This window comes from Streptomyces bicolor, assembly GCF_000719285.1.
Classification (GTDB): domain Bacteria; phylum Actinomycetota; class Actinomycetes; order Streptomycetales; family Streptomycetaceae; genus Streptomyces; species Streptomyces bicolor.
In genome coordinates, this window is record NZ_JOFS01000008.1 from 213,918 (window position 1) to 240,100 (window position 26,183).

The 26,183-nt window shown below is 67.7% G+C and carries 27 protein-coding genes; 11 read left to right on the top strand and 16 right to left on the bottom strand.

Annotated features, from left to right (window positions below; translation table 11 throughout):
* Positions 1-113: 113 nt before the first annotated feature.
* The 3 genes from IF78_RS0112360 to IF78_RS0112370 form a co-directional block, all read right to left on the bottom strand.
* Positions 114-1,151 (bottom strand): LacI family DNA-binding transcriptional regulator, encoded by a 1,038-nt coding sequence (locus IF78_RS0112360; protein WP_031480982.1) that lies wholly within the window; start codon positions 1,149-1,151, stop codon positions 114-116.
* A gap of 246 nt (positions 1,152-1,397) precedes the next feature.
* Positions 1,398-2,333, bottom strand: a complete 936-nt coding sequence (locus tag IF78_RS0112365) for an ornithine cyclodeaminase family protein (RefSeq protein ID WP_031480980.1) — start codon at positions 2,331-2,333, stop codon at positions 1,398-1,400.
* A 14-nt stretch (positions 2,334-2,347) separates the two neighbouring features.
* Complete coding sequence (locus IF78_RS0112370; RefSeq protein ID WP_031480978.1) at positions 2,348-3,313, bottom strand: multicopper oxidase domain-containing protein; 966 nt, start codon at positions 3,311-3,313, stop codon at positions 2,348-2,350.
* Between the two features lie 178 nt (positions 3,314-3,491).
* Between IF78_RS0112370 and IF78_RS0112375 the strand changes: the two genes are divergently transcribed.
* Both IF78_RS0112375 and IF78_RS0112380 read left to right on the top strand, forming a co-directional pair.
* Positions 3,492-5,969: a ThuA domain-containing protein gene (locus IF78_RS0112375; protein ID WP_199921394.1), complete on the top strand. Its 2,478-nt coding sequence runs from the start codon at positions 3,492-3,494 to the stop codon at positions 5,967-5,969.
* Positions 5,969-8,188, top strand: a complete 2,220-nt coding sequence (locus tag IF78_RS0112380) for an OmpL47-type beta-barrel domain-containing protein (RefSeq protein ID WP_031480974.1) — start codon at positions 5,969-5,971, stop codon at positions 8,186-8,188. The genes IF78_RS0112375 and IF78_RS0112380 overlap by 1 nt, the downstream gene beginning before the upstream one ends.
* Here the strand turns inward: IF78_RS0112380 and ligD are convergent.
* The 3 genes from ligD to IF78_RS0112400 all read right to left on the bottom strand — a co-directional run bounded on the left by ligD (position 8,175) and on the right by IF78_RS0112400 (position 10,852).
* Positions 8,175-9,236: a non-homologous end-joining DNA ligase gene (gene ligD, locus IF78_RS0112385; protein WP_031480972.1), complete on the bottom strand. Its 1,062-nt coding sequence runs from the start codon at positions 9,234-9,236 to the stop codon at positions 8,175-8,177. The two genes, IF78_RS0112380 and ligD, sit on opposite strands and share 14 nt — an antisense overlap.
* A gap of 529 nt (positions 9,237-9,765) precedes the next feature.
* Positions 9,766-10,581: a hypothetical protein gene (locus IF78_RS0112395; protein WP_031480970.1), complete on the bottom strand. Its 816-nt coding sequence runs from the start codon at positions 10,579-10,581 to the stop codon at positions 9,766-9,768.
* 52 nt (positions 10,582-10,633) lie between these two features.
* Entirely contained in the window at positions 10,634-10,852 is a 219-nt protein-coding gene (locus IF78_RS0112400; protein ID WP_234439804.1) for a hypothetical protein, read from the bottom strand.
* Between the two features lie 408 nt (positions 10,853-11,260).
* On the opposite strand from IF78_RS0112400, the gene IF78_RS0112410 reads away from it, so the two are divergent.
* Genes IF78_RS0112410 through IF78_RS48365 form a run of 4 tightly spaced genes read left to right on the top strand, consistent with a single transcriptional unit; the run spans position 11,261 to position 13,501 of the window.
* Entirely contained in the window at positions 11,261-11,515 is a 255-nt protein-coding gene (locus IF78_RS0112410) for a hypothetical protein (RefSeq protein WP_031480964.1), read from the top strand.
* On the top strand, positions 11,487-12,023 hold the full coding sequence (locus tag IF78_RS0112415) for a DUF6879 family protein (RefSeq protein WP_031480962.1): 537 nt from the start codon (positions 11,487-11,489) through the stop codon (positions 12,021-12,023). Before IF78_RS0112410 ends, IF78_RS0112415 begins: the two co-directional genes overlap by 29 nt.
* A gap of 20 nt (positions 12,024-12,043) precedes the next feature.
* Positions 12,044-12,892, top strand: a complete 849-nt coding sequence (locus IF78_RS0112420) for a helix-turn-helix domain-containing protein (protein WP_031480960.1) — start codon at positions 12,044-12,046, stop codon at positions 12,890-12,892.
* Between the two features lie 36 nt (positions 12,893-12,928).
* Positions 12,929-13,501 (top strand): hypothetical protein, encoded by a 573-nt coding sequence (locus tag IF78_RS48365; protein ID WP_158751344.1) that lies wholly within the window; start codon positions 12,929-12,931, stop codon positions 13,499-13,501.
* A 365-nt stretch (positions 13,502-13,866) separates the two neighbouring features.
* Here the strand turns inward: IF78_RS48365 and IF78_RS0112425 are convergent, their stop codons facing one another.
* From IF78_RS0112425 to IF78_RS0112460, 8 genes are all read right to left on the bottom strand, one after another.
* Positions 13,867-14,340, bottom strand: coding sequence for a hypothetical protein (locus IF78_RS0112425; RefSeq protein WP_158751346.1), 474 nt, complete (start codon positions 14,338-14,340; stop codon positions 13,867-13,869).
* Positions 14,341-14,444: 104 nt separating this feature from the next.
* On the bottom strand, positions 14,445-14,669 hold the full coding sequence (locus IF78_RS0112430; protein WP_031480956.1) for a hypothetical protein: 225 nt from the start codon (positions 14,667-14,669) through the stop codon (positions 14,445-14,447).
* Positions 14,666-15,661 (bottom strand): HK97 family phage prohead protease, encoded by a 996-nt coding sequence (locus IF78_RS44965; RefSeq protein ID WP_051827748.1) that lies wholly within the window; start codon positions 15,659-15,661, stop codon positions 14,666-14,668. The genes IF78_RS0112430 and IF78_RS44965 overlap by 4 nt, the downstream gene beginning before the upstream one ends.
* A 4-nt stretch (positions 15,662-15,665) precedes the next feature.
* A complete protein-coding gene (locus IF78_RS48370; RefSeq protein ID WP_209439677.1) occupies positions 15,666-16,004 on the bottom strand; it encodes a hypothetical protein in 339 nt (112 codons plus the stop codon).
* Between the two features lie 175 nt (positions 16,005-16,179).
* On the bottom strand, positions 16,180-16,407 hold the full coding sequence (locus tag IF78_RS0112445) for a hypothetical protein (protein ID WP_031498252.1): 228 nt from the start codon (positions 16,405-16,407) through the stop codon (positions 16,180-16,182).
* Positions 16,408-16,559: 152 nt separating this feature from the next.
* Positions 16,560-17,780 carry an AAA family ATPase gene (locus tag IF78_RS0112450; protein WP_158751350.1) on the bottom strand — a complete coding sequence of 407 codons (1,221 nt, stop codon included), beginning with the start codon at positions 17,778-17,780 and terminating at the stop codon, positions 16,560-16,562.
* 93 nt (positions 17,781-17,873) lie between these two features.
* A complete protein-coding gene (locus tag IF78_RS0112455; RefSeq protein ID WP_031480950.1) occupies positions 17,874-18,236 on the bottom strand; it encodes a DUF6303 family protein in 363 nt (120 codons plus the stop codon).
* Between the two features lie 272 nt (positions 18,237-18,508).
* On the bottom strand, positions 18,509-18,697 hold the full coding sequence (locus tag IF78_RS0112460; RefSeq protein WP_031498254.1) for a helix-turn-helix transcriptional regulator: 189 nt from the start codon (positions 18,695-18,697) through the stop codon (positions 18,509-18,511).
* Between the two features lie 409 nt (positions 18,698-19,106).
* On the opposite strand from IF78_RS0112460, the gene IF78_RS0112465 reads away from it, so the two are divergent.
* Positions 19,107-20,444 (top strand): tyrosine-type recombinase/integrase, encoded by a 1,338-nt coding sequence (locus IF78_RS0112465; RefSeq protein WP_078662421.1) that lies wholly within the window; start codon positions 19,107-19,109, stop codon positions 20,442-20,444.
* A gap of 47 nt (positions 20,445-20,491) precedes the next feature.
* Positions 20,492-21,562 carry an ATP-dependent DNA ligase gene (locus IF78_RS0112470; RefSeq protein WP_031480946.1) on the top strand — a complete coding sequence of 357 codons (1,071 nt, stop codon included), beginning with the start codon at positions 20,492-20,494 and terminating at the stop codon, positions 21,560-21,562.
* A gap of 74 nt (positions 21,563-21,636) precedes the next feature.
* Here IF78_RS0112470 and IF78_RS0112475 read toward each other — a convergent pair whose 3' ends face one another.
* Positions 21,637-22,827 carry a zinc-dependent alcohol dehydrogenase gene (locus IF78_RS0112475; protein WP_031480944.1) on the bottom strand — a complete coding sequence of 397 codons (1,191 nt, stop codon included), beginning with the start codon at positions 22,825-22,827 and terminating at the stop codon, positions 21,637-21,639.
* 216 nt (positions 22,828-23,043) lie between these two features.
* Between IF78_RS0112475 and IF78_RS0112480 the strand changes: the two genes are divergently transcribed.
* The gene (locus IF78_RS0112480) at positions 23,044-24,033 is read left to right on the top strand and encodes a DUF3048 domain-containing protein (protein WP_031480942.1); all 990 of its coding nucleotides are present in this window, start codon (positions 23,044-23,046) and stop codon (positions 24,031-24,033) included.
* A 46-nt stretch (positions 24,034-24,079) separates the two neighbouring features.
* On the opposite strand, the gene IF78_RS0112485 is transcribed toward IF78_RS0112480, so the two are convergent.
* Complete coding sequence (locus tag IF78_RS0112485; protein WP_031480940.1) at positions 24,080-24,544, bottom strand: MarR family winged helix-turn-helix transcriptional regulator; 465 nt, start codon at positions 24,542-24,544, stop codon at positions 24,080-24,082.
* Between the two features lie 211 nt (positions 24,545-24,755).
* Here IF78_RS0112485 and IF78_RS0112490 point away from each other — a divergent pair, with 211 nt between their 5' ends.
* On the top strand, positions 24,756-25,538 hold the full coding sequence (locus tag IF78_RS0112490; protein WP_031480938.1) for a CoA transferase subunit A: 783 nt from the start codon (positions 24,756-24,758) through the stop codon (positions 25,536-25,538).
* Positions 25,538-26,182 (top strand): CoA transferase subunit B, encoded by a 645-nt coding sequence (locus IF78_RS0112495; RefSeq protein WP_031480936.1) that lies wholly within the window; start codon positions 25,538-25,540, stop codon positions 26,180-26,182. Before IF78_RS0112490 ends, IF78_RS0112495 begins: the two co-directional genes overlap by 1 nt.
* Position 26,183 lies beyond the last annotated feature (1 nt).

Sequence of the window (26,183 nt, forward strand, 5' to 3'; positions counted from 1 at the left end):
CGAAGGGCGGGCCCGGCGGCGTCTGGTGCGTGCGATCGCAAGGCGCCGGAGCCGCCCTCGATGGGGGTGCCCGTGCCAGGCGTCGCCGGGCAGGCGGGAATTTGACGACAGGCCTAGGCCGAAGCGCGCCGGACCAGCGTGGTGGGCAGTACCACGCTGGACGGCGCCGGGCCGATGCCCTGTTGGGCGGCGTGCCGGTCGAGCCCTCGCAGCAGCAGCAGCGCCATCAGCCGGCCCATCTCCTCGATGTCCTGACGGACCGTCGTGAGCGGCGGGTCGGTCTGCTCCGCTACCGGCAGCATGTCGTCGAACCCGACCACGGCGACATCCTCCGGCACCCGCCGCCCCGACTCGCGCAACACCCGCAGCGCCCCCGACGCGGTGAGATCGTTGCCGGCGAACACGGCGTCCAGGTCGGGGCAGCGTGCGAGCAGCTCGCGCATCGCCCGTTCGCCGCCGGCGGGCGTGAAGTCACCCTCGACGATGAGCCGGGGATCGGCGTCGACCATGACATCCCGGTATCCGTCGAGCCGGTCCACCGCCGACGTCTGGTCGAGGGCGCCGGCGATGTGCGCGATACGGCTGCGGCCGAGGCCGACGAGATGCCGTACGGCGTCACGCGCGCCGCCCCGGTTGTCGCTGTCGACGTACACCACGCCCCGCCGGTCGCCGCTCCAGCCGGGCCGTCCGCCGAACACGGTGGGCACTCCGGCGCGTTGGATCAGTTCGGGCAGCGGGTCGTCGAGGTGCAGGGAGAACACGAGCGCGCCGTCGACGTGCCCGCCGGCGAGGTAGCGGCCGACGCGGGCATGATCGTCCCGGCCCTCGGTCAGCAGCAGCACCAGCTGGTTGTCGTGGGCGGTCAACTCCTTGCTGATGCCGCGCAGTTGCAGCGCGAAGAAGGGGTCGGCGAAGACGCGGGTCTCCGGTTCGGCCACGACGACGGCGACGGCGTCGTGCCGCCGGGTCACCAGGCTGCGGGCGGCCTGGTTGGGCACGTACCCGAGTTCCTCCACCGCCTTGCGCACCCGCGCGACGAGCGGCTCCCGCACCCCGTCCCCGCCGTTGACGACCCGTGACACGGTGGCCCGCGAGACCCCGGCACGTGCGGCCACGGCTTCCAGAGTGGGACGCGGGGCGGTCTCGGTCACTGCGCGGCTCCTCCTGGGCGGTTGCGGATCAGGATAGCCCCGAGCCGATCGAGGGCGTGAGAGCGCTCTCGAGCTCGCGAAAGCCGAGACCGTCGCGCAGGCGCGGACTGACCCGTCCGGACGGCTGCGTGCCGGGTCGCCGTCGCTTGGTCTCCCGCGGCCCGCGGCTCTACGTGCGGGAGGGTTGCGGCCTGGACTGGGTCGCACTCGACGTCTGCTGAGCGAGAGGCAAGGGCGACCGGCTTGTCACGCCAGCAGATCCACCCCTCGCCCCAAGCCCGCCCCCGCCGCCGCCCGATAGGCCGCCCAAGTCAGCGCCAGGTCCTGCCACGGCAACCCGACCGGCGCGTAGACGGTTCGGGCCTCGGCGCTCTCGCGTCCCGGACGCCCACCCCGCAGCACGTCCGTGAGCGTGGCGTCGGCGGCGGTCGGCGGAAGGTCGGCCGCCGCCAACGCGCCCACGTCGGCGGCGAGTTCACGGTCGTCCACGACGAGCAGCGCGGCGCGCAGGAGATCTGCGGACAGCTCCTGCTTGCCCGGTTCATCCGCCCCCAGGCTCGTGAAGTGCTGGCCCTCCCGTGTGTCCGCCAGCCGCAGCAACGGCGACCGAGCCCAGGTCGCCAGCAGTACGGCGTCGGCGGCCGCCGCGACCTCCTGTGCCGAGGCGACCGCCCGGCCCGCGTGCCGCCCGCAGAACGCCTCGGCCCGATCGGCATCCGTGTCATGGACGACGAGGTCGCGATACGACCGCAGCTCCGCCAGCCCCCGCACCATCAGCTCGGCCTGAGCCCCCGCGCCGATCACCCCGAGGACCTCTCCCGGACCGGCCAGCGCATGTGTCCCCAACGCCGCCGCCAGCCCCGTACGCCATGCCGTCACCGTGGCCGAGTCCAGCAGGGCCAGCAACTCCCCGTCCCGCCCGCTGTGCAGACAGATCACGCCGCGCAGGGCGGGCCGCGCGCCGGGGAACTTGGCGTTGACCTTCACGGTGTAGGCCTCGATGCCCGGCAGTACGCCGGGGATCAGGGCGGTGGCCGTTCCGGGGAACGGCAGGTCGGTCCGCACCCGCTGCCCCGCAACGGCGGCGTCCGGCGCGCGCAGGAAGCCCTCCCGCAGCGCGTCGAGGCAGGCCCGTGGGACCAGCACCGCTTCCAGGTCACTGCGCGTCAGAACAAGAGTCACCCGTCCATGATCCGTCAGTGCTCGTGCGGGTCGTACCCGGGAATCGTCCCGTCCGCCTTCTTCACCAGGAACAACCCCACCATCCCCATGTCCGAGTGGCTCTGCACATGGCAGTGGTACATCCACGCGCCCGCCCCGACCCCCTCCCCCGCGATCACCTGGAAGCCGAACGAGTCAGCCGGGCCGACGATCTTGTTGTCGATGACCTGGCTCGGGTCGTCGGGCCCGGTCAGCATGCCCGTGCGGTTGTCCGCCCAGCGGTGACCGTGCATGTGGAAGGTGTGGTAGTACTCGCCGTGCGTGATCACCACGAACTCGACGCGGTCGCCCACCGTGGCCTCGAAGTCGGGTCCGCTGTGCGCCGGCTTGTTGTTGATGAGCATGTCGTTGAAGACGACCGTGTGGGTCGCGTCCGGGAGGATGTCGCCCTTGCGCCGGACGATCACCGGCCCGTACAGGCCCTTGCGGATGCCGCCCGTGCCGTGTTCCGTGCCGACGACGTGGTCGTGGTAGTGCCAGTAGCCGGCGCTGCCCGCCCGCCAGGTGCCGTCCTTGCGGCGGCCGGGGGCGTGGGTGCGCCAGGTGTAGGTGCGGGTGCCGCCGGGCTCGACGTCGCTCCTGTTCAGCTTCGTGCCGTCGCTGGTGATCTCGTAGTCGAGGCCGTGGACGTGCAGGCTCACCGGTACGTCCATCGTGTTCTCGAACTCGACGTGCAGGGTGTCGCCCTCGTTGAGCTCGATCAGCGGGCCGGGAACGGTCGCCTTGCCCTTCTCCAGGCCGTAGCCCATCTGCCCGTCGGCGAGCTTCTCGGCGTACAGCTTGAGGTGCCTGACCTCGCCGCCGGCCGGGGCGGTCCTCGCCGGCGTGTCGGCGCTCACGGCCTCGGGTACGGAGGTCAAGGACAACGATGTCGCGACGGTCGCGCCACCCAGCAGTACACGTCTGTTGAAGGTACGCCTGTTGTAGCTGCGTCTGTCCATGCCGAACTCCCCACGGCGGTACGGAAATTACGGGGATGAACCGGTGAGACGGTACCGGCCGCCCACTCGTTTATCCACACTCAGGACAAAGTTGGTCCCAGTCCGGTCATAGGTATTGGCGAGTCGTTCAAAGGGGTCTAGCTTCCTTGTCGCTGTTGCTGTGACCGTGGAGGTGCCCATGCACTTACGAGGGTTGAGCACGAGAAGACGGACCTGGGTGGCCACCGTGACCGCCGGGATCGTCGCGGCCGGACTGATGTCCGCCCCGGCGGCCGACGCACGCCCGGCCCCCGAACCATCCCTGACAACGATGTCCATCAAGTCGCCCCCGGGCGGCGCCAATGTGCGTGTGCTGATCTTCTACGGGTCCGCGGCCGCCGGCGACGAGTCGCCCCTGGTGAACGCCGGCATCGAGGCGATCGAGAAGATCGGCCTGTCGGGCCCGGCCGGCCAGCGCTTCAAGGTCGAGGCCACCGACGACGCCTCGGTCTTCACCGATGAGACCAAGCTGGGCCGATTCAACTCCCTCGTCTTCCTCACCGGCGGCGGCGACGTCCTCGACCCGGAGCAGGAGGCGGGCCTGGAGGCCTACATGGAGGCCGGCGGCGGTTTCGTCGGCGTCCATGACGCGGCCCGCGCCGAGCCGTACTCGGACTGGTTCACCGGCCTCGTCGGCGCTCGCCCCGCGGCCGGGAGCCCGACGGCGGTACAGCGGGCGGTCGTCGAGGTCGGCGACCGGCAGCACCCGGCCGCCAAGGAACTGCCGGTGCAGTGGAAACGGCCGGACAAGTGGCTGAACTGGTCCAAGAACCCGTCCGGCCAGGTGCACACCGTCGCCCGGGTACGGGAGTCGAGCTACCAACCGGGTACCAGCGCCAACGGCTGGGATCATCCCGTGAGTTGGTGCCGCGACTACGACGGCGGCCGCTCCTTCTACACCGGCATGGGCGGCACGGTGTCGTCGTACGACGAGAGCGACTTCCGTACGCATCTGCGCGGCGCCCTGCTCTGGACGACCCGACTCGTGCAGGCCGACTGCAAGGCCACCATCACCGGCAACTACAAGGCCGAGCGTCTCACCCAGCCCAACCAGCCCGGGCAGAACGACCAGATCGGCGAGCCGCACGGCCTGGTCACGGCCCCTGACGGGCGTGTGCTCTACATCGGCCGGGGCGGCGCCGACTCCTCCCAGCCCGTGGTCACCGACTGGAACAACCCGGACATCGGCAAGGGCAAGGGCGAGATCCATGTCTACGACCCGAAGACCAAGAAGGTCACACTGGCCGGGGCGTTGACGGTCTTCGGCAACAAGGGCGGCGGGGATGAGCTGATCAAGGTCGAGGAGGGCCTCCTCGGCATCGAGCTGGACCCGCGCTTCGAGGACAACGGCTGGGTGTATCTCCACTACACGCCGCATTCGCAGATCAACCGCGACACCAGGATGGCCGAGCGGCGCGTCTCCCGCTTCACGCTCGACCTGGCCACGAACAAGCTGGACCTGAGCAGTGAGAAGGTGCTGCTCAAGTGGCCGGTGCAGATCCACAGTTGCTGCCACGCGGGCGGCGGGATGGCCTGGGACTCCAAGGGCAACCTGTACATCGCGACCGGCGACAACAACTCCAGCCGCTTCAGCGACGGTTACTCGGGCAACAACCCCGAGCCCAACTACAAGGGCGTGTCCTTCGCCGACGCGCGGCGCACCTCCGGCAACACCAACAACCTCAACGGCAAGATCCTGCGCATCCACCCGGAGCCGGACGGGACGTACACACTCCCCGAGGGCAACCTCTTCACGGGGCGGGAGACCGACGAGGGCGGCGGGAAGACGCGTGGCGAGATCTATGTGATGGGTGTCAGGAACCCGGCGCGGATCTTCGTCGACAAGAAGACGGACATCCTGTACGCGGGCTGGGTCGGCCCGGACGCCTCGGCGCCGTCCACGACCTGGGGGCCGGCGAAGTACGACACGTTCGCCGTCATCACCAAGGCGAGCAACCGGGGCTGGCCGTACTGCATGGGCAACAAGCAGCCCTACCGGGACCGTAATCTGCCCGACCCGACGAAGCCGCTGGGCTGGTACGACTGCGACCACCCGAAGAACGAGTCGCCGAACAACGACGGCCTCGTCAACCTCCCGCCGGTCACCGGCAACAACATCTGGTACTCGCCCCAGGGCGGCGCCCCGGACTTCCCGCGCGACGCGAACGGTGTGCCGTCGTACAAGCAGGAGGAGGGCACGTTCGGGCTGCCGTGGCTCAAGGGCGGCGGCCAGGCCGCGATGAACGGGCCGGTGTACCGGTACGACGCGGCGAGCACCAGCGGGACCAAGTGGCCGGCCTACTGGGACGGCAAGTGGTTCGTCGGCGACTTCTACGACGCCGACCAGCCGCGCAACGCGGTGATCACCGACCCGAAGACGCACGGAGACGGCGGTCTGCCGGTCCACTCCGAGTCACTGAAGAAGATCGTGCCGATCGGCAACGACGGCATCAAGAACCTCATGGACTGGAAGTTCGGTCCGGACGGCGCGCTGTATGTGCTCGACTACGGCCGGGGCTTCTTCACCTCGGACGCCAAGTCGGCGCTGTGGCGGGTCACTTACACCGGTGGCGGGCCCACGCCGGCCGCCGACCAGCTGGCGAGGGGAGCCCAGTGATGCGCAGCAGACCACCTCGACGAAGAGTCTGGGCGGCCCTGTTGGGCGTGTTGCTCGTGATGCTGGGCCTGCAGTCCACGCCCGCGGTCGGGCAGCCGGATACCCCGTCCGGGACGGCCGCGGCGGCGCAGGTGCTCACCTGGACCGCCGGTGACGACATCAGCAAGTACACGTCGGCGCCCGTGACCGCGGTCGCCGGTACGACGACGATCGTCTTCGAGAACAGTACGGCGACCGGCAACACCACCGGCATGCCGCACACGTTGACGTTCGACACCTCCGACCCCGAGTTCAACAACGACGTCCAGCTCAACATCCTCGCCAACCCGAACGACGACCAGGGCGGCCGACACACCGCCGAGGTCACGCTCACCCCCGGCCGCTACCGCTACTACTGCACGATCCCCGGGCACGGCCAGATGCAGGGCATCCTGGTGGTGACCGAGGGCGGCGGCGAGGACACCACGGCACCCGAGGCGTCGGCGCACGTCAGCGGGACGCAGAACACGCAGGGGCAGTACGTCGGTTCGGCGAGCGTGGCGATCCACGCCACCGACAACGAGGGCGGTTCCGGGGTCGACCGCGTCGAGTACGCGGTCGGCGACGCGGGCGCCTGGCAGCCGTACACCACCCCGGTCGTGGTCGACCAGGTCGGCGATCACAAGATCCGCTATCGCGCCTTGGACAAAGCGGGGAACGTCTCGGCGGAGAAGAGCGTCACCTTCACGGTGGTCGCGCCGCAGAGCGACGACACGACCCCACCGGAGACGTCGGCGACGGTCAGCGGTGAGCAGAACCCCGACGGGACGTACATCGACATGGCGACGGTCACGGTGTCCGCCTCCGACACGGGTTCCGGCGTCAACACCATCGAGTACGCGATCGGCTCCGGCGCGTGGCAGCCGTACACCGCGCCCGTGATGGTGCACGACGTCGGGGCCCATACGGTGCGCTACCGGGCCGCCGACAAGGCGGGGAACGTCGCGGCCGAGAAGAGCGTGCAGTTCACGGTCGTGGCGGCGCCCCAGCCGGACACCACCGCGCCGGTGACCGGTGTGACCGTCGAGGGCACGAAGAACTCGTCCGGGGCGTACGTCGGCAACGCCAAGGTGACCGTCACGGCGACCGACGAGCATCACGGCTCGGGCGTCGACCGGATCGAGTACTCGATCGACGGCGGGCCGTACCTGGCGTACACCGCCCCGGTGCTCGTCGACCGCGCCGGCACGCACACCCTCGCCTACCGGGCGACCGACAAGGCGGGCAACACCGCCACGGCCCGCACGGTGACGTTCACCGTGGTGTCCAGCCAGGTTCCGGCGCCCAACTGCCCTGAATTCGACGAACGGTTGACGGTGATCGTCGGCACGGTCGACTCGGGTGTCCCCAACCGGCTCACCAACAGCCGGTGCCGGATCAACGAGCTGATCGAGGACGAGAAGGAGTGGACGTCCCACGCGCTGTTCCTCAAGCACGTGACCACGGTCCTGGACCGGCTTCTCCAGGAAGGGGTCGTCGACCAGCGCGAGTACAACGCCATCCGCAAGGCCGCCCGCCAGTCCGGGATCGGCAGGCCCGGCCAGACCGAGGGCTACCGCACGATCCTCGACGGCAGCGCGGAGTCGTTCGCCAAGTGGCAACACGTGGGCGGCGGTTCGTTCGCGCCGAACGGCGACGGCTCGATCACAAGCGGCACCAGCAAGGCGGGGCTGGGCATGCTGTGGTTCCCCGAGCGGAAGTACGGCGACTTCTCGCTCAAGCTCCAGTGGCGCGACGACGCTCCGGGCACCGGCAACGCCAACTCCGGTGTGTTCGTCCGCTTCCCGTGGGTCCACGACCACCCCGAGGAGTCCCGGCCGGAGTGGGTCGCCATCAAGTACGGGCACGAGGTGCAGGTGCTCGACCGGCCCGACGGCGACATGTACAAGACGGGCTCGGTCTACGGCTTCGACCGCGTGGGCCTGGCCGGCGCGGGCGTGACGCAGAAGGGCACCTGGAACGACTACGAGATCCGTGTGGTCGACCAGCTCTACTCGGTCTACCGCAACGGTGTGCTGATCAACGAGTTCGACAACGTCGGCGGCCAGGACTTCGTCCCGCCCCGCTCGGACGACCCGGGCACGGACGGGCGCCGGTTCGCCTCCGGCTACATCGGGCTCCAGGTGCACGGCACGACGGATGTGATCTCGTACCGGGACATCCGGATCAAGGAACTGTAGGTTCGGGCGGCGTCTCCCCTTCCTTCCCCTCGGGGGGCGCCGCCTTCTTGGCCCGGCTCGGCTGCACCCGCTTGGGCTCGCCCGGCATCTTCGGGTACTCGGGCGGGTATGGCAGATCGCCCAGCCCGTGGTCGCGTTCGTCCTTGTTTGCCAGTTCCAGGAGGGCGTCCAGGGAGAAGCGGTGGTCGTCCATGTCGGCGTGCACGTCGCCGAGTTCGGCGAAGCGGGCCGGCATGGTGGCGATGTCGAAGTCCTGGGGATGGACCGCGCCGACCTCGTCCCAGCGCAGGGGTGCGGAGACCGGGGCGTGCGGGCGGGGGCGTACCGAGTAGGCGGAGGCGATGGTGCGGTCTCGGGCCGTCTGGTTGTAGTCGATGAAGATGCGTTCGCCCCGCTCCTCCTTCCACCACTTGATCGTGACCTGCTCCGGCATCCGGCGTTCCAGCTCCCGGCCCACCGCGATGGCGGCGCGCCGGACCTGGGTGAAGGTCCAGCGCGGCTCGATCGGCACGAAGACGTGCAGGCCCCGGCCGCCGGAGGTCTTGGGCCAGCCCCGCAGGCCGCCGAACTCGTCGAGTACGGCGCGCAGTTCGTGGGCGGCGCGGACGGCGTCGTCGAAGTCGGTGCCGGGCTGTGGGTCGAGGTCGATACGGAGTTCGTCGGGGCGGTCGACGTCGTCGCGGCGCACCGGCCAGGGGTGGAAGGTGAGCGTGCCGTACTGGGCGGCCCACAGGACGGCGGCCTCCTCGGTCGGGCACATCTCGTCGGCGCTGCGGCCGCTGGGGAAGGTGATGTGGGCGGTGGGGATCCAGTCGGGCATGTTCTTGGGGGCCCGTTTCTGGAAGAACCACTCGCCGGTGACGCCGTCCGGGTAGCGCTCCAGGGTGGTGGGGCGGTCGCGCAGGGCGCGCAGGATGCCGGGGCCGACGGCGACGTAGTACTGGGCGAGGTCCAGCTTGGTGAAGCCGCGCTCCGGGAAGAAGATCTTGCCCGGGTTGGAGAGGCGCACGGTCCTGCCGCCCGCCTCCAGTTCCACCGCTTCGCCCATGCGAGCCACGGTAGGCGCACCGGGCATGCCGCGCACACCGGGCGGTGGCAGCCGTATGCGAGCAGAATCGGACCATGGACCTTCCGGTGATGCCGCCCGTGAAGCCGATGCTCGCCAAGTCGGTGGCGAAGATCCCGCCGGGCATGCAGTACGAGGCAAAGTGGACTCGCAAGCAGTCTGACCTGGGCAGATAGCTCGGCACCAGGTGCCCCAGGGCACTTTCAGGGCACACACCGCCAAGGACGGCTGGAAGATCCTTGGCGTCTCCTGGCCCGCCTCACAAGGTGCTGGCCAAGCTTGCACGGCACTCAAGCCCCGTCGCCGACGTGATCCAGTTTCAAGCCTGCGACCAGCGGCTTTCGGGGCTCAGTGCGCGTACGGTTGGGTGACAAGCGCAGGGGGCGACCCTCGGAGAAGTGATCAGCATGACCCGCAGAGAACGCGGGGCTGTGGCGGCTGGCTCGCCGCATCGACCCGCACGTCGGTCACACGCACGCTTGTCGGCGACCCCTGGCACAGCTGAGCGGCTTCATCCCGCCAGGTGCTTCAGGAAGTCGATCACAAACTTCTCGACGTCCTCCTTCTTGGTGGTGTCCCGTACGTCGATGCGGTCGATCTGCTTGATGCCCGCGTTACGCAACAGCCGCTCCCGGCTGTGATCATCCGAGCGCATGCCCTTGTGGTAAGGGCCGTCCACCTCGATGATCCCAGCCCGCCCACGGTAGGTGATCAGGAAGTCGGGTTCGACGCAGGCGGGCTTGAGGACCTTCATCGCGGGGAGCGGGAGGATGCCGATCGTGTCATTGTCTGGCAGAGCCGCCTGCCGCTCCTTCAGCACCCTGTACACCCTCCACTCCCACTCATTGGTGAAGTGAAGGCCATCTTCGGTCGGATGCTGAGGCTCCAGCCGCACGCGACGGGCCTGATTGGTCGGTTGCTGACCATTGGCGGCCTTGAGCTGCTGCCTCCAGTCCGCGCCGATGCGTGGCACCAGCGCTCGCACTTCAAGCGACTGGATAGCGAACGGGTCCTTGGCCACCGCGTCATCCATGACCTTGGAGATGTCCCTGATGATGTCGTCGGTGAACCGCGACCTGAGATGGGGCTCAACTTCGAGGTAGGCAGCGAACTGGGGGACGTTCCAGTCAGAGCCCTGGTAGTCGAGGTCTAGGGACGTGACCTCAAGGAGCATGTCAGCCAACTCGGCTGAGCGGGTGGTTCCCTGCTGATGCAAGAGGATCGCTGTGGTGCCGAGTACCTTCTCGCAGCGGATGCGATGGAACTCCTCGTCCGGCAGGTTCGGACTCTCCAGAATGTCGTCCAATGAACGCAGCTCTTCGCCCATGACAGGATTGTGGCATCCCGTACTGACAAACGGAGTTGGTCCGGAGCCACGTCTACTCAACGGCCTCGGCCGGAGCCTGCATGGCCTCTGCCATCCGCTCGGCCACGTCCGCGCGCACCATGCCGAGGTGCACGTACGGCTTGCCGCTGTGGGTCACCATCGGGCGCACGCTGCCCCAGACGCTTTCGGGGAGGCCGAGCCCTGCCAGGGCCTCGCGGATGGCCTCCGCCGCGTCCGTGGCCGCCTTACGGCCGTCACGGTAGGTCTGCATGTCCATTGGCATCAGTGCCCGCCCCCGGCATGGTCGCGGACCCTGCTTGCGTGCTTGCTCGCCTGCGTAATGTCGCCCCGGTCCTTCGCGGCGCGAAGGCGCTGCCACTCGGACTGGCAGGTCTCGCAGTCCCTCACAGGGGCACAGTCCAGGAGCCATGCGGTCAGACCAACCGGCAGCACAACTGGTGCTTCCTGCGTGCTCTTGTGTTTTGTGACTGCCATCGTGTCTCCCCGACTTGGCTGTGCTCCGTGTTCAGCGACGCTAGGAACGGCGGGGAGCACGGCTCAACGAACTTGCATCAACTTGCATGCCAATTCGGCGGCCACATAGCACTGTTGACGCTCTCTGACCTGTTCAGCGATGCTCGTGCAAGTCCGAGCAAGTGCCCAGACGAGGGAGCCCGGCATGTCTGTACAGTTCGTGGGCATCGACCCCGACACCGACCGCGACCACTGCCCTACGGTGTGGGCCGACGCGGAAGCACAGGAGATCTTGTTGCAGGGATGGAAGCCGGACGCGGCCACACAGACCGCCTGCGAGGGGTCCAGCCCCGCGAACGGTCCCGTGCCGGAAACCGAGGCGATCATCAGGCTTCCCGCACGGATGATCCCGCTGATCAGGGAGGCATGCGATGCCGTCGAGCAATCCCAGCTTCGCTGAGCTGTTGGCCCGCTGCGAGCACTCCGCCGTACATCTGGAGCTGAGGGATAGCTACGCGCCGACCGATCGCTTCGAAGCGTGGAGGCGTGGGGAGCGGATCAACTGGGAGGACCGCGACTCCTGGTGGGACTCCTACCTCCAGACGATCGCCGACACCGTCGACCGAGGAGTCGTGATCCGTCGGGCGCGGGTGGTCTCCGAGCCCGTGAGCGAGTACATCCGCTGGGAGCACTACGTGACCCGCGAGCTGATCGAGGCCGGTGAGGACGTGCGCTGGCTGTCCCGGCGACGGACAACCGACTTGTGTCTTCCTGGCAACGACTTCTGGATCTTCGAGAATCGCTTGGCGCGCGTGCACCACTTCGACGGTGCAGGCGCAGTGGTTGAGGACGAGTTCACCGAGGACCCTGCGCTGATCAAGCACCTGTCGGCCGCGTTCGAAGCCGCATGGGAACGCGCAACACCCCACGAGGTGTACGACGTTGGCAACGCCGGCGCCGAGAACTAACGCACCACCAGGGCCAGTTCATGTCTCCACACCCCTCGTCCAGCGTCCAACGGGCTCGCGAAGCACTCGCCGCGCGTTTGCGGGAGATCCGCCTGGACGCTGGACTCACGAAACGTGAGCTGGCCGCCCGGTGTTCTTGGCACGAGTCGAAGTCCGGTCGCATCGAGAATGCCCGAACACCACCATCCGACGAGGACATCCGTGCGTGGTGCGAGGCGTGCGAAGCATTCGACCAGGCGCCAGACCTGATTGCCGCGAACCGCCAGTCGGCGGAGATGTACGTCGAGTGGCGCCGTCTCCAGCGCACCGGCCTACGCCGCTTGCAGGAGTCCGGCGCGAACCTCTACGAGCGCACCCGTCAGTTCCGCGTCTACTGCTCCGACGTCGTCCCCGGCTTCCTCCAGACGCCCGGATACGCCACGGCGCTCCTGAAGTCCATCGCAACCTTCCGGGGAACGCCGGACGACGTCACAGAGGCCGTGGAGGCTCGCATGCGCCGCAACTCGGTGATCCACCAGGGCGACCACCGATTCGCGATCGTCCTCGAAGAGTCGGTGCTCCGCCATCGGATCGGCGACGCCGAAACCATGGCCGCGCAGCTTGGTCACCTGCTCTCGGTGATGGCGCTGCCGTCCGTCTCCCTCGGCGTAATCCCCTTCGCGGCTGAGCGGGGCATCTGGCCCATGGCGACGTTCACCGTCTTCGACGACGCGCGAGTGCACGCCGACTCCCTGGACGCTGCCGCGACGCACGTGCGGCCCAGCACCGTGACTCTGTATGCGCGCGCCTTTGATCGGCTGTCGGCAAGCGCCGTCCGGGGCGCTGCGGCACGTTCCCTGATTGCTGCCGCTCTCGACGCCCTGGACTGAGGTCCTGGCAGTTGCCTAGATGCCAAACTCCCCTCCATGGATGCAGGGTTGGCAGCAGTACTGGGTGCGCTGGCGGGGGCGGTCGCGACGACCGGGGCAGCGTTCGCCACCGGATGGTCGGCACGCGAGCAGGCGAAGATCGCGGCGCGAGGCGAGCATCGGCGGCAACGTCGAGATGCGCGGCACACAGTCTATGAGGAGTTCATAGCGACGGTCGGGGAGCAGATGGCGCACGCCGCGCCCTTGTTCGAGGAAGACCCTCCAGAGGATGGAGATGAACTGGGCCGACACTTCCAATCGTCAGGCGTCAGAGATACCACTTCCCTATTGGGGGATTGCTACAGACTCCACAACAACGTCATGAAAACCCTAACGAAGGTCCAACTCGCTGGCCCGAAAGATGTAACAACAACCGCCAGAAGAGTCTGCAACCACTCTTTTGCGCTAGCCACTTCATTGGCGTCAATTGTCGGCACACCCTATAGGGTTGATTTTCTGAGGACAGCGTTTCAGCACGCCAATGATCGCTTACAAAAGCTGGATATGGCAGTAGATGCGTTCATTGAGGCAGCCCAGACCGCCTTGGACGACGACGGCACGATGTCTTGACCACCCGGCCAGGGCTCCAGGGACGCAGCCATCCCAGCTTTTTTCGTTGCGCGGGAAAAAACGCGGTCGAGGTCGGGTCGGGTCGTTTTCACAATGATCTTGGGGACCCCCTCCCCCCATTCCTGACCATCTGCATCCCCATGCATTAAGGGGCTCTCAGCCTGGTGAGCCTCGAACGATTGAAGAGAGTTTTTGTGACTTCAAAGTGATGAAGTTAAAGTTCTTTTCTTGATCGTTGTGTCATGTCGTGCTGTTAGGTGGTACTCATGCAGGGGGTACGGGAGGTGGGGGGCGTGGGCGGCACCCTGGGGTAGGGCGCGGGCACCCCTACCCCAAGCCACTTATCCGAGATTTCGCGCCGCCCGCTATTCGCCGCTGTACAGCTCCGGCCAAGCAGCTTTGTCCCTGGCAACTCGCCTCTCCGCCTCAGCACGAGCGATCGCCCGAGATGCAGCACCACGCGCACGGGACAATTCCCGCTCCCTGTCGTCCAGTTCGCGTCGGGCGTCACTCTGGGCGGCACGGGCTTTCACTCCGAGGCCGGGATCGTGCCTCACCCGCCGCCCCGAGTATTGAGCGCTCCACGACGCTTCGGCGTCCGCCCTCTCGGCGGCCTGAAGGGCGAGCGACGCGTCGGCCCACTGCTGCACAGCCGCTTCGTAGTTGGCCTCGGCCTCAGTCTGTCGGGCTTCCGCTTCGGTAATCAACGGGGCGTGCGCGTCAACGACCTTCTGTTCCTCGGCGGTCAGCGGTTCGGGTTCTGGGCGATGGACGACCAACTCATTCCGGCCGTGAGTCACACAGAAGTAGGCGATGGGCTCGCCCGCATGGGCGCCCATCTTCCCCATGATGGCGTACCCGTCACCGCAGGGACCGGGCTTCGGACACTGGGCGCCGGCATTGTCAACGGGCGCTGCCCTCTTAGCAGTTCGACGGGCCGCCATCAGCGCTCCACCTCCGCTCGGGCAATATCCTTCGCACGCTCAATTGCGGCAAGGAGGTAGCGCGACTCGGGGATGTCCCGGCAGAAGATTGTGCCTCGAAGGAGGGCACGCTGGTTTGAGTCCTCCAGCTCATGAAGATCATCCGATAGATACAGGGCCTTCTTCACGGCCTGTTGGGCAAGCTCCGTCCTGCTCGGTCCGCGCCGCCTGTCGTCGTTGGTCATTCTGCTGCCTCTCTGCGTATCTGGGCTTCGAACTCACGCGCCCCGGCCTCATCCCTTCCGGCAAGGTGGGCAATCTCGTGGCCGGTCGTGAAGACTGCCTCGACGGGGCTGAGTTCGGCGTTCAGCCGGATCGTCCTGGGCTCCAGGTTGGGTCGGGTCAGTCCGTAAATGACGGTCCCCGGCATGCTGTAGAAGTCAGCCCACCCGTCACCGTCGACCTTGTCCCCGAACCTTGTCACCCGGCCGGAGTCGATCTCCGGAGAGAACCAGCGCACGATAACGGCGTCGGGGTTGATCCCCAAGCGCGGCGCATATCGTGCGCTGGCCCCCCAGGCTGCGGCTTTGACGTCGATGTCGACCGCCGATTCCGCGATGGTGCTGTAGCCGGTGCCGTGTTCGCGAGTGAACCGGTCTTTGGCTTCGACCAGTTGGGCAGTGCACATCTCGGCCTCGAACCGGCGCTTCATGTCCTCCAGTTCAAACTGGTCGAGCTGCCTCTTCGCGCTTTCGAGGATCGCCCGTTGCGTGTTCGCGCTCTTAATCGCCAGCGTGCGCGTATTATCGTTCGCGCCGCGAAGAACGGGACTGACTTCGTAGAGCCGCACCTTCTTTATAAACCTCACGCGCTGACCGTTGAACGTGCCGCGCTCACTGTCGACCACGTCGAACCCCCACGACCAACGAGCCAGCGGGCCGAGCTGCTTAAGCGTCTCGTGAGTGTCTCGTCCTCCCATAGTGTCAAAGAAGTTCGCGGTGAATGTCGCCCGTAGGCCGTCGACGCTGACAACACCCTTCCCGACGGGAAGTTGGTCTCCCCAGCTCTTGTGGTTATAAGCGGACATCGGTACTTCAACGCCGTGCGGGATAGCCTCCGGCAGCACGACGTCGAGGTCACTGTCGACCTCGTTGAAGATGCTGAACGCCGCCACCACTTCACCCTTGCCGGTCGATTTAAGCTCGATGTCCGCCGGATCGTACGATTTCCTCTCCATGCCGTTAACCCTCCTCCCTCTCCTCTTGCCGCTTCCTCTCGTCCATGACCAGCAGCCTCGAAAGCTGCCACTTGCCCTTCACCTTGCGCCCGCCGAGTCTGTCCTCGGCTATGCGTCGTATGTAGGAGTCCGAGACGCCCAGGGTCTGGGCAGCCTCAGCCACACAGATCACATCGTCTCCGTTTTCCCCCTCCGGAACTTCCGAAGTTCCGTCCGACTCCGATTTCCCTTGTGAGCACGGGCATCGTCGAGTTCCGTCGAGTTCGGCCAGCAATTCGAGACCGGCCCTCTTCTCGCGTTCGAGGAGAAATCCCTCCCCCCGGGTGAGGCCGACCACGAGCACGCGGCGGATAGCAGCCGTCCTGGGCGTCCCGGGAGTCAACAGCGGGCCCATCACCATGAGTGCCTCACGAAAGGCCCGGAGAGCGGCGCCCAGCGCCTCGGCGGGGGCATTGCGGCGACGCGGCGGACGGCGGAGCGGAATACAGCCATGGGGTCTTGGGCGACTGGAATGGCCATCACCGCCCCCCTTTGAACTCCGGGCCTCCAGAAGCGCCCTTCGTGCTGCGGTACAGGGATTCGCTGACGCCCATGAATCCAGGCAGCGACCTTGCCTCGACCAGGCGACCGGCGGGGCCGTCTACGACAAGGGCGTATCCCTCAGCCGACCAGGCGACTACGGGCAGCGTCGTGACGCGATTGCCGTTGGCGAATTCGGCATCGAAATGGATGAGTGTGGTGATCACGATGTTTCCTTTCGTACTCAAGATCAGGGACGAAGTCGGATGTCACTGTCGACCTCGTCGGTACTTCGTCCTCGTCCTCGTCCTATAGGTGGGGACGAGGGGACGAGGTGGCGAAGCTTCGTCCCGGGACGAGGTGGGACGAGGGACGAAGCTCAGCCTGGGAATGGCCGGACATGGGTGTGGATGTATCCCTTGGGGGTCTTGTCCTGCGACACGTAGCCATCGCCGACGAGCAGTTCCAGCGCCGTCCGTACGGTGGCCGCTTTACCGCCGATCATGGTTTCGATGGCGTTCTTGGACAGCCCGTCCGGGTGGCTCGCCAAGAGGTCGCTGATCTTGGCCATGATCTTGGTGGGCCGGAATAGGCCCTCGGCCTTCTCAACGGGCGCGGTAATCACTGCCTCGTTGAAGCCCTCGGGGTGGGCCTCCATGACGAAGTCAGCGAACCACTCCACCCCCGGCGCCCTGGTCGGCAGAGCGTGCTTCCGGAGCTGTCCCGGGCGATCCTTGGCGACATAGACCGTGGAGCGCCCGGTACGCCCCTCCCCGAAGGCCACCCGGTTCTCGATGACGTAGGCCGCTCCGTTCAGGCCGTTGAGCTTGTGCACCGCGCCCAGGGAGTAGCGGCCCCTTCCTTCGCTGCTCTTCGTGACGTGGTCGGCGGCCACCACTGCTGCCCCACAGGCGGCGACATGGCGTGGCAGGACTCGCCCGAACCTGGCTGCATCGGCGTTGTCGAGTGGGTTGAGCCCGTGCATGGTCATGGCCTCGGTCACGCCGTCGATGACAGCGAGGGTCGGCCGTGTGTCGGCGAGCAGAGCGTCGAGATGGCCGGGGCCCTGCCAGATCGGCTCCGACGGGCGGAAGTAGTGGAAGCGGTCCCGGATGTGGTCAGCCGGCACCCCTAGGGTGAGCAACCGCCCGACGATGCCGCCTTCGTCGTCCTCGAAGTCGAGGTAGACGACGCGGTTCCCTGCGGCCAACTCGTGGGCGCACCCGGTCAGCAGGAACCACGTCTTACCGCCCTCGGACTCGCTGGACACCGAGTGGATACGGCCCGGGTAGAAGAGGCCGACCCCATCGTCCCGGGCTCCCACGGTCGCCCTGGGCGTCTCGTAGCGGCCTTCGAGGACAGCCGCGAGGTCGACCGGACGCCATGAGTCGCCCTCCGTCGTCCGTCGGTCCATGGCGACGAGCAGCGCCGTTTCGTACGTGCCCAGGTAACCGGGCTCGACCAACGCGCGGACCCTGGCCTCCTCGGTCGGCAGCATCGCGGCATGGGCCGCAAGGATGCGGGTTCGATCATGTGCCAGTGCCTGCGGATCGGCGACGGCGAGGCTGGTACGCGAGGCGGTATTATTATTGGTGTCCAACGGATCATCGTCTCGACTTTCAGCGGGTCGTGATGGATGTGGGATGCCGCTCCCGGTTCACCCGCCGAGAGCGGTGTCATGTCTGGTCGGGTCTCACGCCTCGGCCAGCAGCAGAGACCCACGCTCGGCGTACTCGGCGATCGGCAGCACGGGCAGCGTGGCGCGGAGGTCGATTACCCCCTCGGGGACTCCGGCCAGCGGCGACTCCTCGCGCCACTTCCACCCCTGGCCGTCCTCGGGGTCGTAGTCGGGGTGCAGGGCGGAGACGAAACCGGCCTCAGCGAGGAGGCGCTCACGCTCGTGGATGGTCGGGATGGTGGGGGTCACCACAACGTCGACGGCTTCGAGGTCGCCCGCCACGTGCACGTCGCCGACGCTCAGCTCCCAGCGAACGGGCACAAAGTGGTGCAGCACGATGTCGAGCACGGCTTCGTAGCGATGGTTGAGGTTCTTCATTGGGGTTTCCCTTTCTGCTGAGGCCAGGGGATTTGCTTGCGGATTACGGGAGTTGACGGAGCCGGGCCAGTGCCTCTGAGAGCGCCCTTGCCTCTTCCCAAGCGCTAGGCGGCGGTACGCCGTGCGGCGCGTGCTGGTGCCACTGGTCTCTCCGCGCCCGGCGCCAAGCGGCGTACGCGACCAGGACCCCCTCCCGAGTCGTCGGCTCGCGTCCGCCGAGCCACTGGATGGGGTCGAACGTCGACAGTCGCCGGGGTTGGCCTGGCTCGTCGTCACGCCGCCCCCGTCCGGTCACTGCGGTCGACGCGGCGACTTTCGAGCCAAGCGGCGATGTCCTCAGGGGCGTACCGGACGTGCTTCCCGAAGCGGCGGTACTTCGGCCCGGTCCCCGCGTGGTTCCACTCGTAGATCGTCTGTAGCGACATACCGAGGAATTCGGCGAGTTCCTTCGGCGAGATCATTTTCTTCATTGACTACAGCCCTTCGCTTTCGCTTACTGATTACTCCGGTTCTCCCCTATCGGCAATATCGCCGGTAGCCGCCGCACGGTAAACCGCATGAAGCGTCCGCATTAATTAGAAAAGGCAACTCGCTTAGCACGATGGGCAGTTGACTCATTGAAAGTGACGCATGTCACGCGTTGCTAACTCTCGAATGTGTTGCTGTTTAACGTTTTCGGATGCCTGTCGCGCTTAACTCGATACTCGCCACACAGTTAGCAGTGGAGAATGTAGTTAAGGATTGCGATGCATTGAAAGAGCCAAAACACCCTTGGGAAGAGTGCCGGACACGGGCACGACGTCCTGCGGCCCGGCCGTCGTGTCACACTTGGAAAGCCACATCGTGCCCGTGCGAGAGGGGCGCAGCGCAATGACCAGAGCAGTGCAGATAGCCGACCGGTGGCACCGCCGGACCCCGGCCGCCGATGGCGTCGAGGAATGCAAGTGCGGTTCGAGGGATTACCCGTACCCGTCCGCCGACCATGGGACGGAACTCCGCTGGGCGGTCCGCTGGAGGGACCCTCAGGGACAGCAGCGGAAGAAGCTTTTCAAGCGGAAGCCCGACGCCCACAGGTACGCGGCAGAACTCAAATCTTCGATGGATAAAGGGACTTACATCAACCCGGCCACAACTCGGACCACTTTCCGGGAAGTTGCCGCCAAATGGCAGACTGCGAGCGGAATTCAGCACCGACCTTCAACGCTCGCGAACACCGACCGCGCCCTGAAGCGGCACATCCTTCCGACGTTCGGCGACCTGGAAATCGGGGCCATCCGCAAGCCGGACATACAGGCGTGGGTGACTGACCGGGCCGCCGTCCTCGCCCCTTCCACACTCGAAGTCGTGTACGGAACGCTGCGAGCCGTGTTCGCCTGGGCCGTCGGTGAGTACATACCGCTGTCCCCCTGCGACTCCAGAGGCCGCGCGGACCGTGTCCGGCTGCCGACCGTACCGACGAAGGAGATCGTTCCCCTTTCGGTCGCCCAGGTGGCCGCGCTGGCCGATGCCGCACCCGATCGGTACCGGGCTGCAATCCTGCTGACGGCGGCGTCGGGCTTGCGACAGGGTGAGCTGTTCGGACTCGAACCGGGGCACGTCCGGGACGGGGAGATCGTCGTACGACAGCAGGTGTCCGTGATCGACGGGAAGGGCGTCCATATCGCTCCTGTGAAGTCGTCCAGTAGCCGCAGGGTGGTTCCGGTGCCGGTGGCCGTCACGGATGTCCTGAGCGCCCACCTGAAGGGGTACCCGGCACGTTCTCAAACCATGGCCGACACGACCGACGGCAACCGGCGGGAGCGCCGGGTACGGCTGGTGTTCACGACGGCTTCGGGTGAACCGGTGCAGCGCTCGCCGTGGGCGAGGACATGGCGGAAGATGGTGGGCGACGCGAACAAGATCCTTGCCGACCAGGGCGCAGAGCAGATTCCGGCAGGGACCACGCTGCATACGCTCCGCCACACGTACGCCTCACTGCTGATCAAGCACGGGGAGTCCGTCAAGGTCGTCCAGAAGCGGCTTGGCCACGCGTCGGCGGCCGTCACACTGGACGTGTACGGGCATCTATGGCCCGACTCGGACGAGTCGACCAGGGCGGCCGTTGAGCAGGGACTGAGCGGTCTCCTCGGGGACGCTACTCGACAAGATCAAGGCACGGATGAGGGCACTCCGCAAGGAGAATCCACCGGAATTGACGAGAAACAATGAGAACGAACTGTCTGGTCACCCTCAGTAGTAAGGGGAGGTGAAGGCCCATGGACCTTCCGGTGATGCCGCCCGTGAAGCCGATGCTCGCCAAGTCGGTGGCGAAGATCCCGCCGGGCATGCAGTACGAGGCGAAGTGGGACGGGTTCCGGGCGATCGTGTTCCGGGACGGGGACGAGGTCGAGCTGGGAAGCCGTACCACAAAGCCGCTGACCAGGTATTTTCCCGAGCTGGCGGCGGGCTTGAAGGAGCGGTTGCCCAAGCGGTGCGTGCTGGACGGGGAGATCGTGATCGCGCGGGAGGGGCGGCTGGACTTCGACGCGCTCACCGAGCGCATCCACCCGGCCGACTCCCGGGTGCGGATGCTGGCCGAGAAGACCCCGGCGTCGTTCGTGGCCTTCGACCTGCTGGCGCTGGCTGACCGGTCGCTCCTGGAGACTCCGCTGGCGGACCGGCGGGCCCTGCTCACCATGGCGTTGACCGGAGCGACGGCGCCGGTGCACGTGGCGCCCGCGACGACCGACATCGAGACGGCCGAGGGGTGGTTCGAGCAGTACGAGGGGGCCGGGCTGGACGGTGTCATCGCCAAGCCGCTCACCTTGCGCTATCTCCAGGACGAGCGCGCCATGTTCAAGATCAAGCACGAGCGGACGGCGGACGTCGTGGTCGCGGGGTACCGCCTGCACAAGAGCGGGCCGGTCGTCGGCTCCCTGCTGCTCGGTCTCCACGACGACCAGGGCGCCCTCCAGCACGTGGGCGTGTCGGCCGCCTTCTCGATGAAGCGGCGCGCCGAGCTGATCGAGGAGCTGGAGCCGCTGCGCATGGCGGATGCCGAGGGGCATCCGTGGGCGGCCTGGGCCGAGGAGGCGGCCCATGAGTCGGCCCGGCTGCCGGGCGCGCCGAGCCGCTGGTCGGGCAAGAAGGACCTGTCCTGGGTGCCGCTGCGACCGGAGCGGGTGGCCGAGGTGGCCTACGACCACATGGAGAACGGCGTGCGCTTCCGGCACACGGCCCGTTTCCGCCGCTGGCGACCGGACCGCACCCCCGAGAGCTGCACCTACGCACAGTTGGAGGAGCCGGTCCGCTACGACCTCGCGGAGATCTTCGCGCCTCAGGCCTGAGACGCCGAGGCCTCAGGCGCCGCAGGCCTCAGTCGCCGCAAGCCTGAGTCAGGGTTTCGGCCGCAGCGCCCGCATCAGGGCTGCATCAGCACCTTGACCGCGCCCTCCTGCTTGCGCTGGAACATCTCGTACGCGTGCGGGGCGTCGCTCAGCGGCACGCGGTGGGTGGCGAAGTCGTCGACGCCGAGCGGGTCGTCGTCCGTCAGGTACGGCAGGATGTCGTCGCTCCAGCGGCGCACGTTGGCCTGGCCCATCCGGATCTGGAGCTGCTTGTCGAAGAGGGTGAGCATCGGCAGCGGGTCCGCGGTCCCGCCGTACACGCCGGACAGGGAGATCGTGCCGCCGCGCCGGACCAGGTGGATGGCGGTGTGCAGGGCGGCGAGCCGGTCGACGCTGAAGCGCTCGGCGAACGGACCGCTCAACTTGCGGGGCAGCATCGCCGAGGCCTGCTGGGCCAGCCGGGCGGCCGCGCTGCCGTGGGCCTCGGTGCCGACCGCGTCGATCACGGCGTCGGGGCCTCGGCCGTCGGTCTCGTCGCGGATGGCGGCGACGAGTTCCTTCTCGTCGTGGAAGCTCCTGAGGTCGTACGTCTCCACGCCCCGCTGACGCGCCCGCTCAAGCCGCTCGGGCACCAGGTCCACGCCGAACACGCGCCCGGCGCCGCGCACCTGGGCGACCCGGCAGGCCATGTCTCCGATGGGGCCGAGGCCGAGCACGGCGATGCTGCCGCCCTCCGGGATCTCGGCGTAGCTGACGGCCTGCCAGGCGGTGGGCAGAACGTCGGAGAGATAGACGAACCGGTCGTCGGGCGGACCTTCCGGGATCTTGATCGGGCCGTACTGCGCCTGCGGGACCCGCAGGTACTCGGCCTGGGCACCCGGCACCGAGCCGTACAGGCGGGTGTAACCGAACAGGGCGGCGCCCATGCCCTCGCCGGTGACCTGGGTGGTCTCGCACTGGGTCGGCAGCCCGGTCAGGCACATCCAGCAGTTGCCGCAGGCGATCTGGAACGGCACCACGACCCGGTCTCCCGCCTGCAGGTCGGGCACCGCGGCGCCGACCTCCTCGACGATGCCGATCGGCTCGTGGCCCAGGATGTCGCCCGGGGTCATGAACGGGGTGAGCACCTCGTACAGATGCAGGTCGGAGCCGCACAGTCCGGTGGACGTGATGCGGACGACCGCGTCCGTCGGCTCCTGGATCCGCGGATCCGGCACGTTCTCCACGCGCACATCGCGCTTGCCCTGCCAGGTCACTGCCCTCATCGCCGCGCGCTCCCTCCGTCACTTGTGCGCGTCCGGTCATCTGGTGGCCGCCGGGTACCCCACCGCTGCGCGGCCGAATCCGTCGACTGGCTGCCCGCGTCCGGGCCGATCGGCGAATGGAACACGGACGGGCGAAGCCATGCAGGCATGGGCACACATGAACTGATAAGCACACAATTAATGAGACAGACCGGGGGATGGCGACGGGTGACCACGATGGCCAGGCAACCAGCGGCACACACGAGACGCACCACGACGACGGCGCTGCTGGCTGCCGTACTCGCCGCTTCCCTGGCGGCCGGCTGTACGACGTCCGGCGGCCCACGCGACGACGGTCGCGGCCAAGGACAGGCATCGGAGCAGAGTGAGAGCGCGGGCCGGCAGGCCCGTGAGTCGGTGCTCGCCGTGAAGATCGACAACGTCCGCGCCGCCCGACCCCACACCGGTCTGAACGAGGCGGACATCGTGTACGTCGAGCAGGTCGAGGCCGGGCTGAGCCGCCTGATGGCGGTGTACGCGCAGAAGCTGCCGAAGGTCATCGGGCCGGTGCGCAGCGCCCGCGAGACCGACCTCGAGCTGCTGGGCCAGTTCGACCGGCCGACGCTCGCCTTCTCCGGGGCGCAGGGCAAGCTCCTGCCGCTGATCGACCAGGCGCCGCTGTGGGCGGAGCCGCCCGGCAAGGCGTCCGACGCCTACTTCCGCGGCCCGGACAAGAGCCCGCCGCACAACCTCTATCTGCGGCCCGACCGGCTGATGCCGTCGGCGCCGGGCAAAGACGCCCTGACGACCGGCTTCCACTTCGGCGCCGCCCCCGCGGGCGGCAAGGCCGAGACCTCACGGACGGTGCGCTTCCCGGCGGCCCGGTACACGTTCACCTGGTCCGGGCGCGAGGGCCGCTGGCTGGTCGCCATGGACGGTACGGCCGCCAGGACGACGGACGGGCGGCGGGTGACGGCCGGAACGGTCGTCGTGCAGTACGTGAAGGTACGCGAGTCCGAGTTCCACGACTCCCGCGGCAACCGGACGCCGTTCACCGAGACGGTGGGCTCCGGCACCGCGTCGGTGCTGCGCGACGGACGCGCCTACGACGACGTGCGGTGGAAGCGCCCGAAGGCCACGGACGGGACGACGTTCACCACCCGCGACGGCAAGCCGATGAACTTCCAGCGCGGCCAGGTGTGGGTGGTGTTCGCGACGGCACCCTGAGCGGCCTGGTGACTTGCTTGCGGGCGAGAAGGGGTGGGGACGGCGGTCACGGCTGCGCGACGAGGGGTGCAGCCGGATTGCGGAGACCCTCCGCCGCGTCCGCGACCCGCCGGATCAGGTCGAAGAACAGCGTCTGCTCCTCGGCGGAGAGCGGGGCGAGGAAGACCTGGTTCATCCGGGCGGTGCGCACGGTCAGCTTCTTGTGCGTGCGCAGCCCCTCGTCCGTGAGGCGCAGCAGGAAACGGCGGCCGTCCTGAGGGTCGCGCACCTTGTCGAGCAGCCCGCGACGGCCGAGCCGGCTGATCACCTCGGCGATGGTGGACCGGTCGAGCCCGACCCGCTCCCCCACGGTCCGCTGGTCCAGGCCCGGCTCGGCGACGAGCGTGTTGAGCACGGCGAACTGGGGCGAGGTGATCTCCTCGGAGACCATCGTGTTCCAGAGCAGGTAGTGCGCCTGCTGGAGCCGCCGGGCCAGATGCCCGGGGTGGGTCGTGAGGTCCACGGCGGCCATGCGCGCTCCCTGGTCGTATTCGTCGGTGCACTGAACGATACCTGGCCCCTGCGTGACTGTCTGCGGTGCACGCACTCGATCGCGACTCGCATTTGCCGAGGCCTTGACGGGCTTTACGCTCCAGTGGCAGCGTGAGAGGGAACCTCGCACAAATAATCAGTGCCCTGACTAATCCGGGTGCTGGGAGCTCGGAAGAGATGGGGCTTCGCGGATGGACAAGGTGGTCGCCACAGCCTTGGAGGCGGTGGCCGATGTCGGCGACGGTGCGTCGCTGGCGGTGGGTGGTTTCGGGCTGAGTGGCGTGCCGAACGTGCTGATCCGGGCGCTGTACGAGCGCGGTGTGTCCGGGCTGTCGGTGGTCTCCAACAACTGCGGGGCGATGGAGTCCGGTCTGGCCGTGCTGCTGGCCGCCGGGCGGATCGCTCGGGTGACGGGCTCCTACATCGGCGCGAACAAGGAGTTCGCCCGCCAGTATCTGGCCGGGGAGCTCGAGGTCGAGATGATCCCGCAGGGCACGCTGGCGGAGCGGCTGCGGGCCGGCGGCGCCGGGATCCCGGCGTTCTACACGCCGGCCGGGGTGGGCACGCAGGTCGCCGAGGGCGGGCTGCCGTGGCGTTACGACGGTGAGGGTGGCGTCGCACTCGCCTCGCCGCCGAAGGAGGTGCGGGAGTTCGACGGCACCGAGTACGTGCTGGAGCGCGGGATCCGCACCGATTTCGCGCTGGTGCGGGCGGCGAAGGGTGACCGGCACGGGAACCTGGTGTTCAACAAGTCCTCCCGGAACTTCAACCCGCTGGCCGCGATGGCCGGACGGGTGACGATCGCCGAGGTGGAGGAGCTGGTGGAGCCGGGTGGGATCGACCCGGACGCCGTGCATCTGCCGGGGATCTTCGTCCAGCGGGTGGTGGCTCTCACGCCGGAGCAGGCCGCCGACAAGGGCATCGAACAGCGCACGATTTCCGCGCCTGGGGCACGAGGGACGGTGAGCCGGTAATGGCGTGGACGCGGGAAGAGATGGCCGCGCGGGCCGCGCGCGAGCTGCAGGACGGGCAGTACGTCAATCTCGGCATCGGGCTGCCGACGCTGATCCCGAACTACCTGCCGGAGGGCGTGGAGGTGATCCTGGAGTCGGAGAACGGCATCCTGGGCACCGGCCCCTACCCGACCGAGGACCAGGTCGACCCGGACCTGATCAACGCCGGCAAGGAGACCGTCACCGTCCTGCCCGGCGCCTCTTTCTTCGACTCCGCCCTGTCGTTCTCGATGATCCGGGGCGGGCACATCGATGTCGCCGTACTCGGCGCCATGCAGGTCTCCGCCACCGGCGACCTGGCGAACTGGGCGATCCCCGGCAAGATGATCACCGGGATCGGCGGGGCGATGGACCTCGTGCACGGAGCCCGCACGGTCATCGTCGTGATGACCCACACCGCCAAGGACGGCTCGTCGAAGATCCTCAGCGAGTGCGCGCTGCCGCTCACGGGAAAGGCGTGCGTGAACCGGATCATCACCGACCTGGGCGTGCTCGACGTGGCGCCCGACGGTCTGGTGCTCGTCGAGACCGCGCCGGGTGTGACCGTTGACGAGATCATCGCCAAGACCGACGCCAAGCTGACGATCGCGGAGGGCCTGTTGTGAA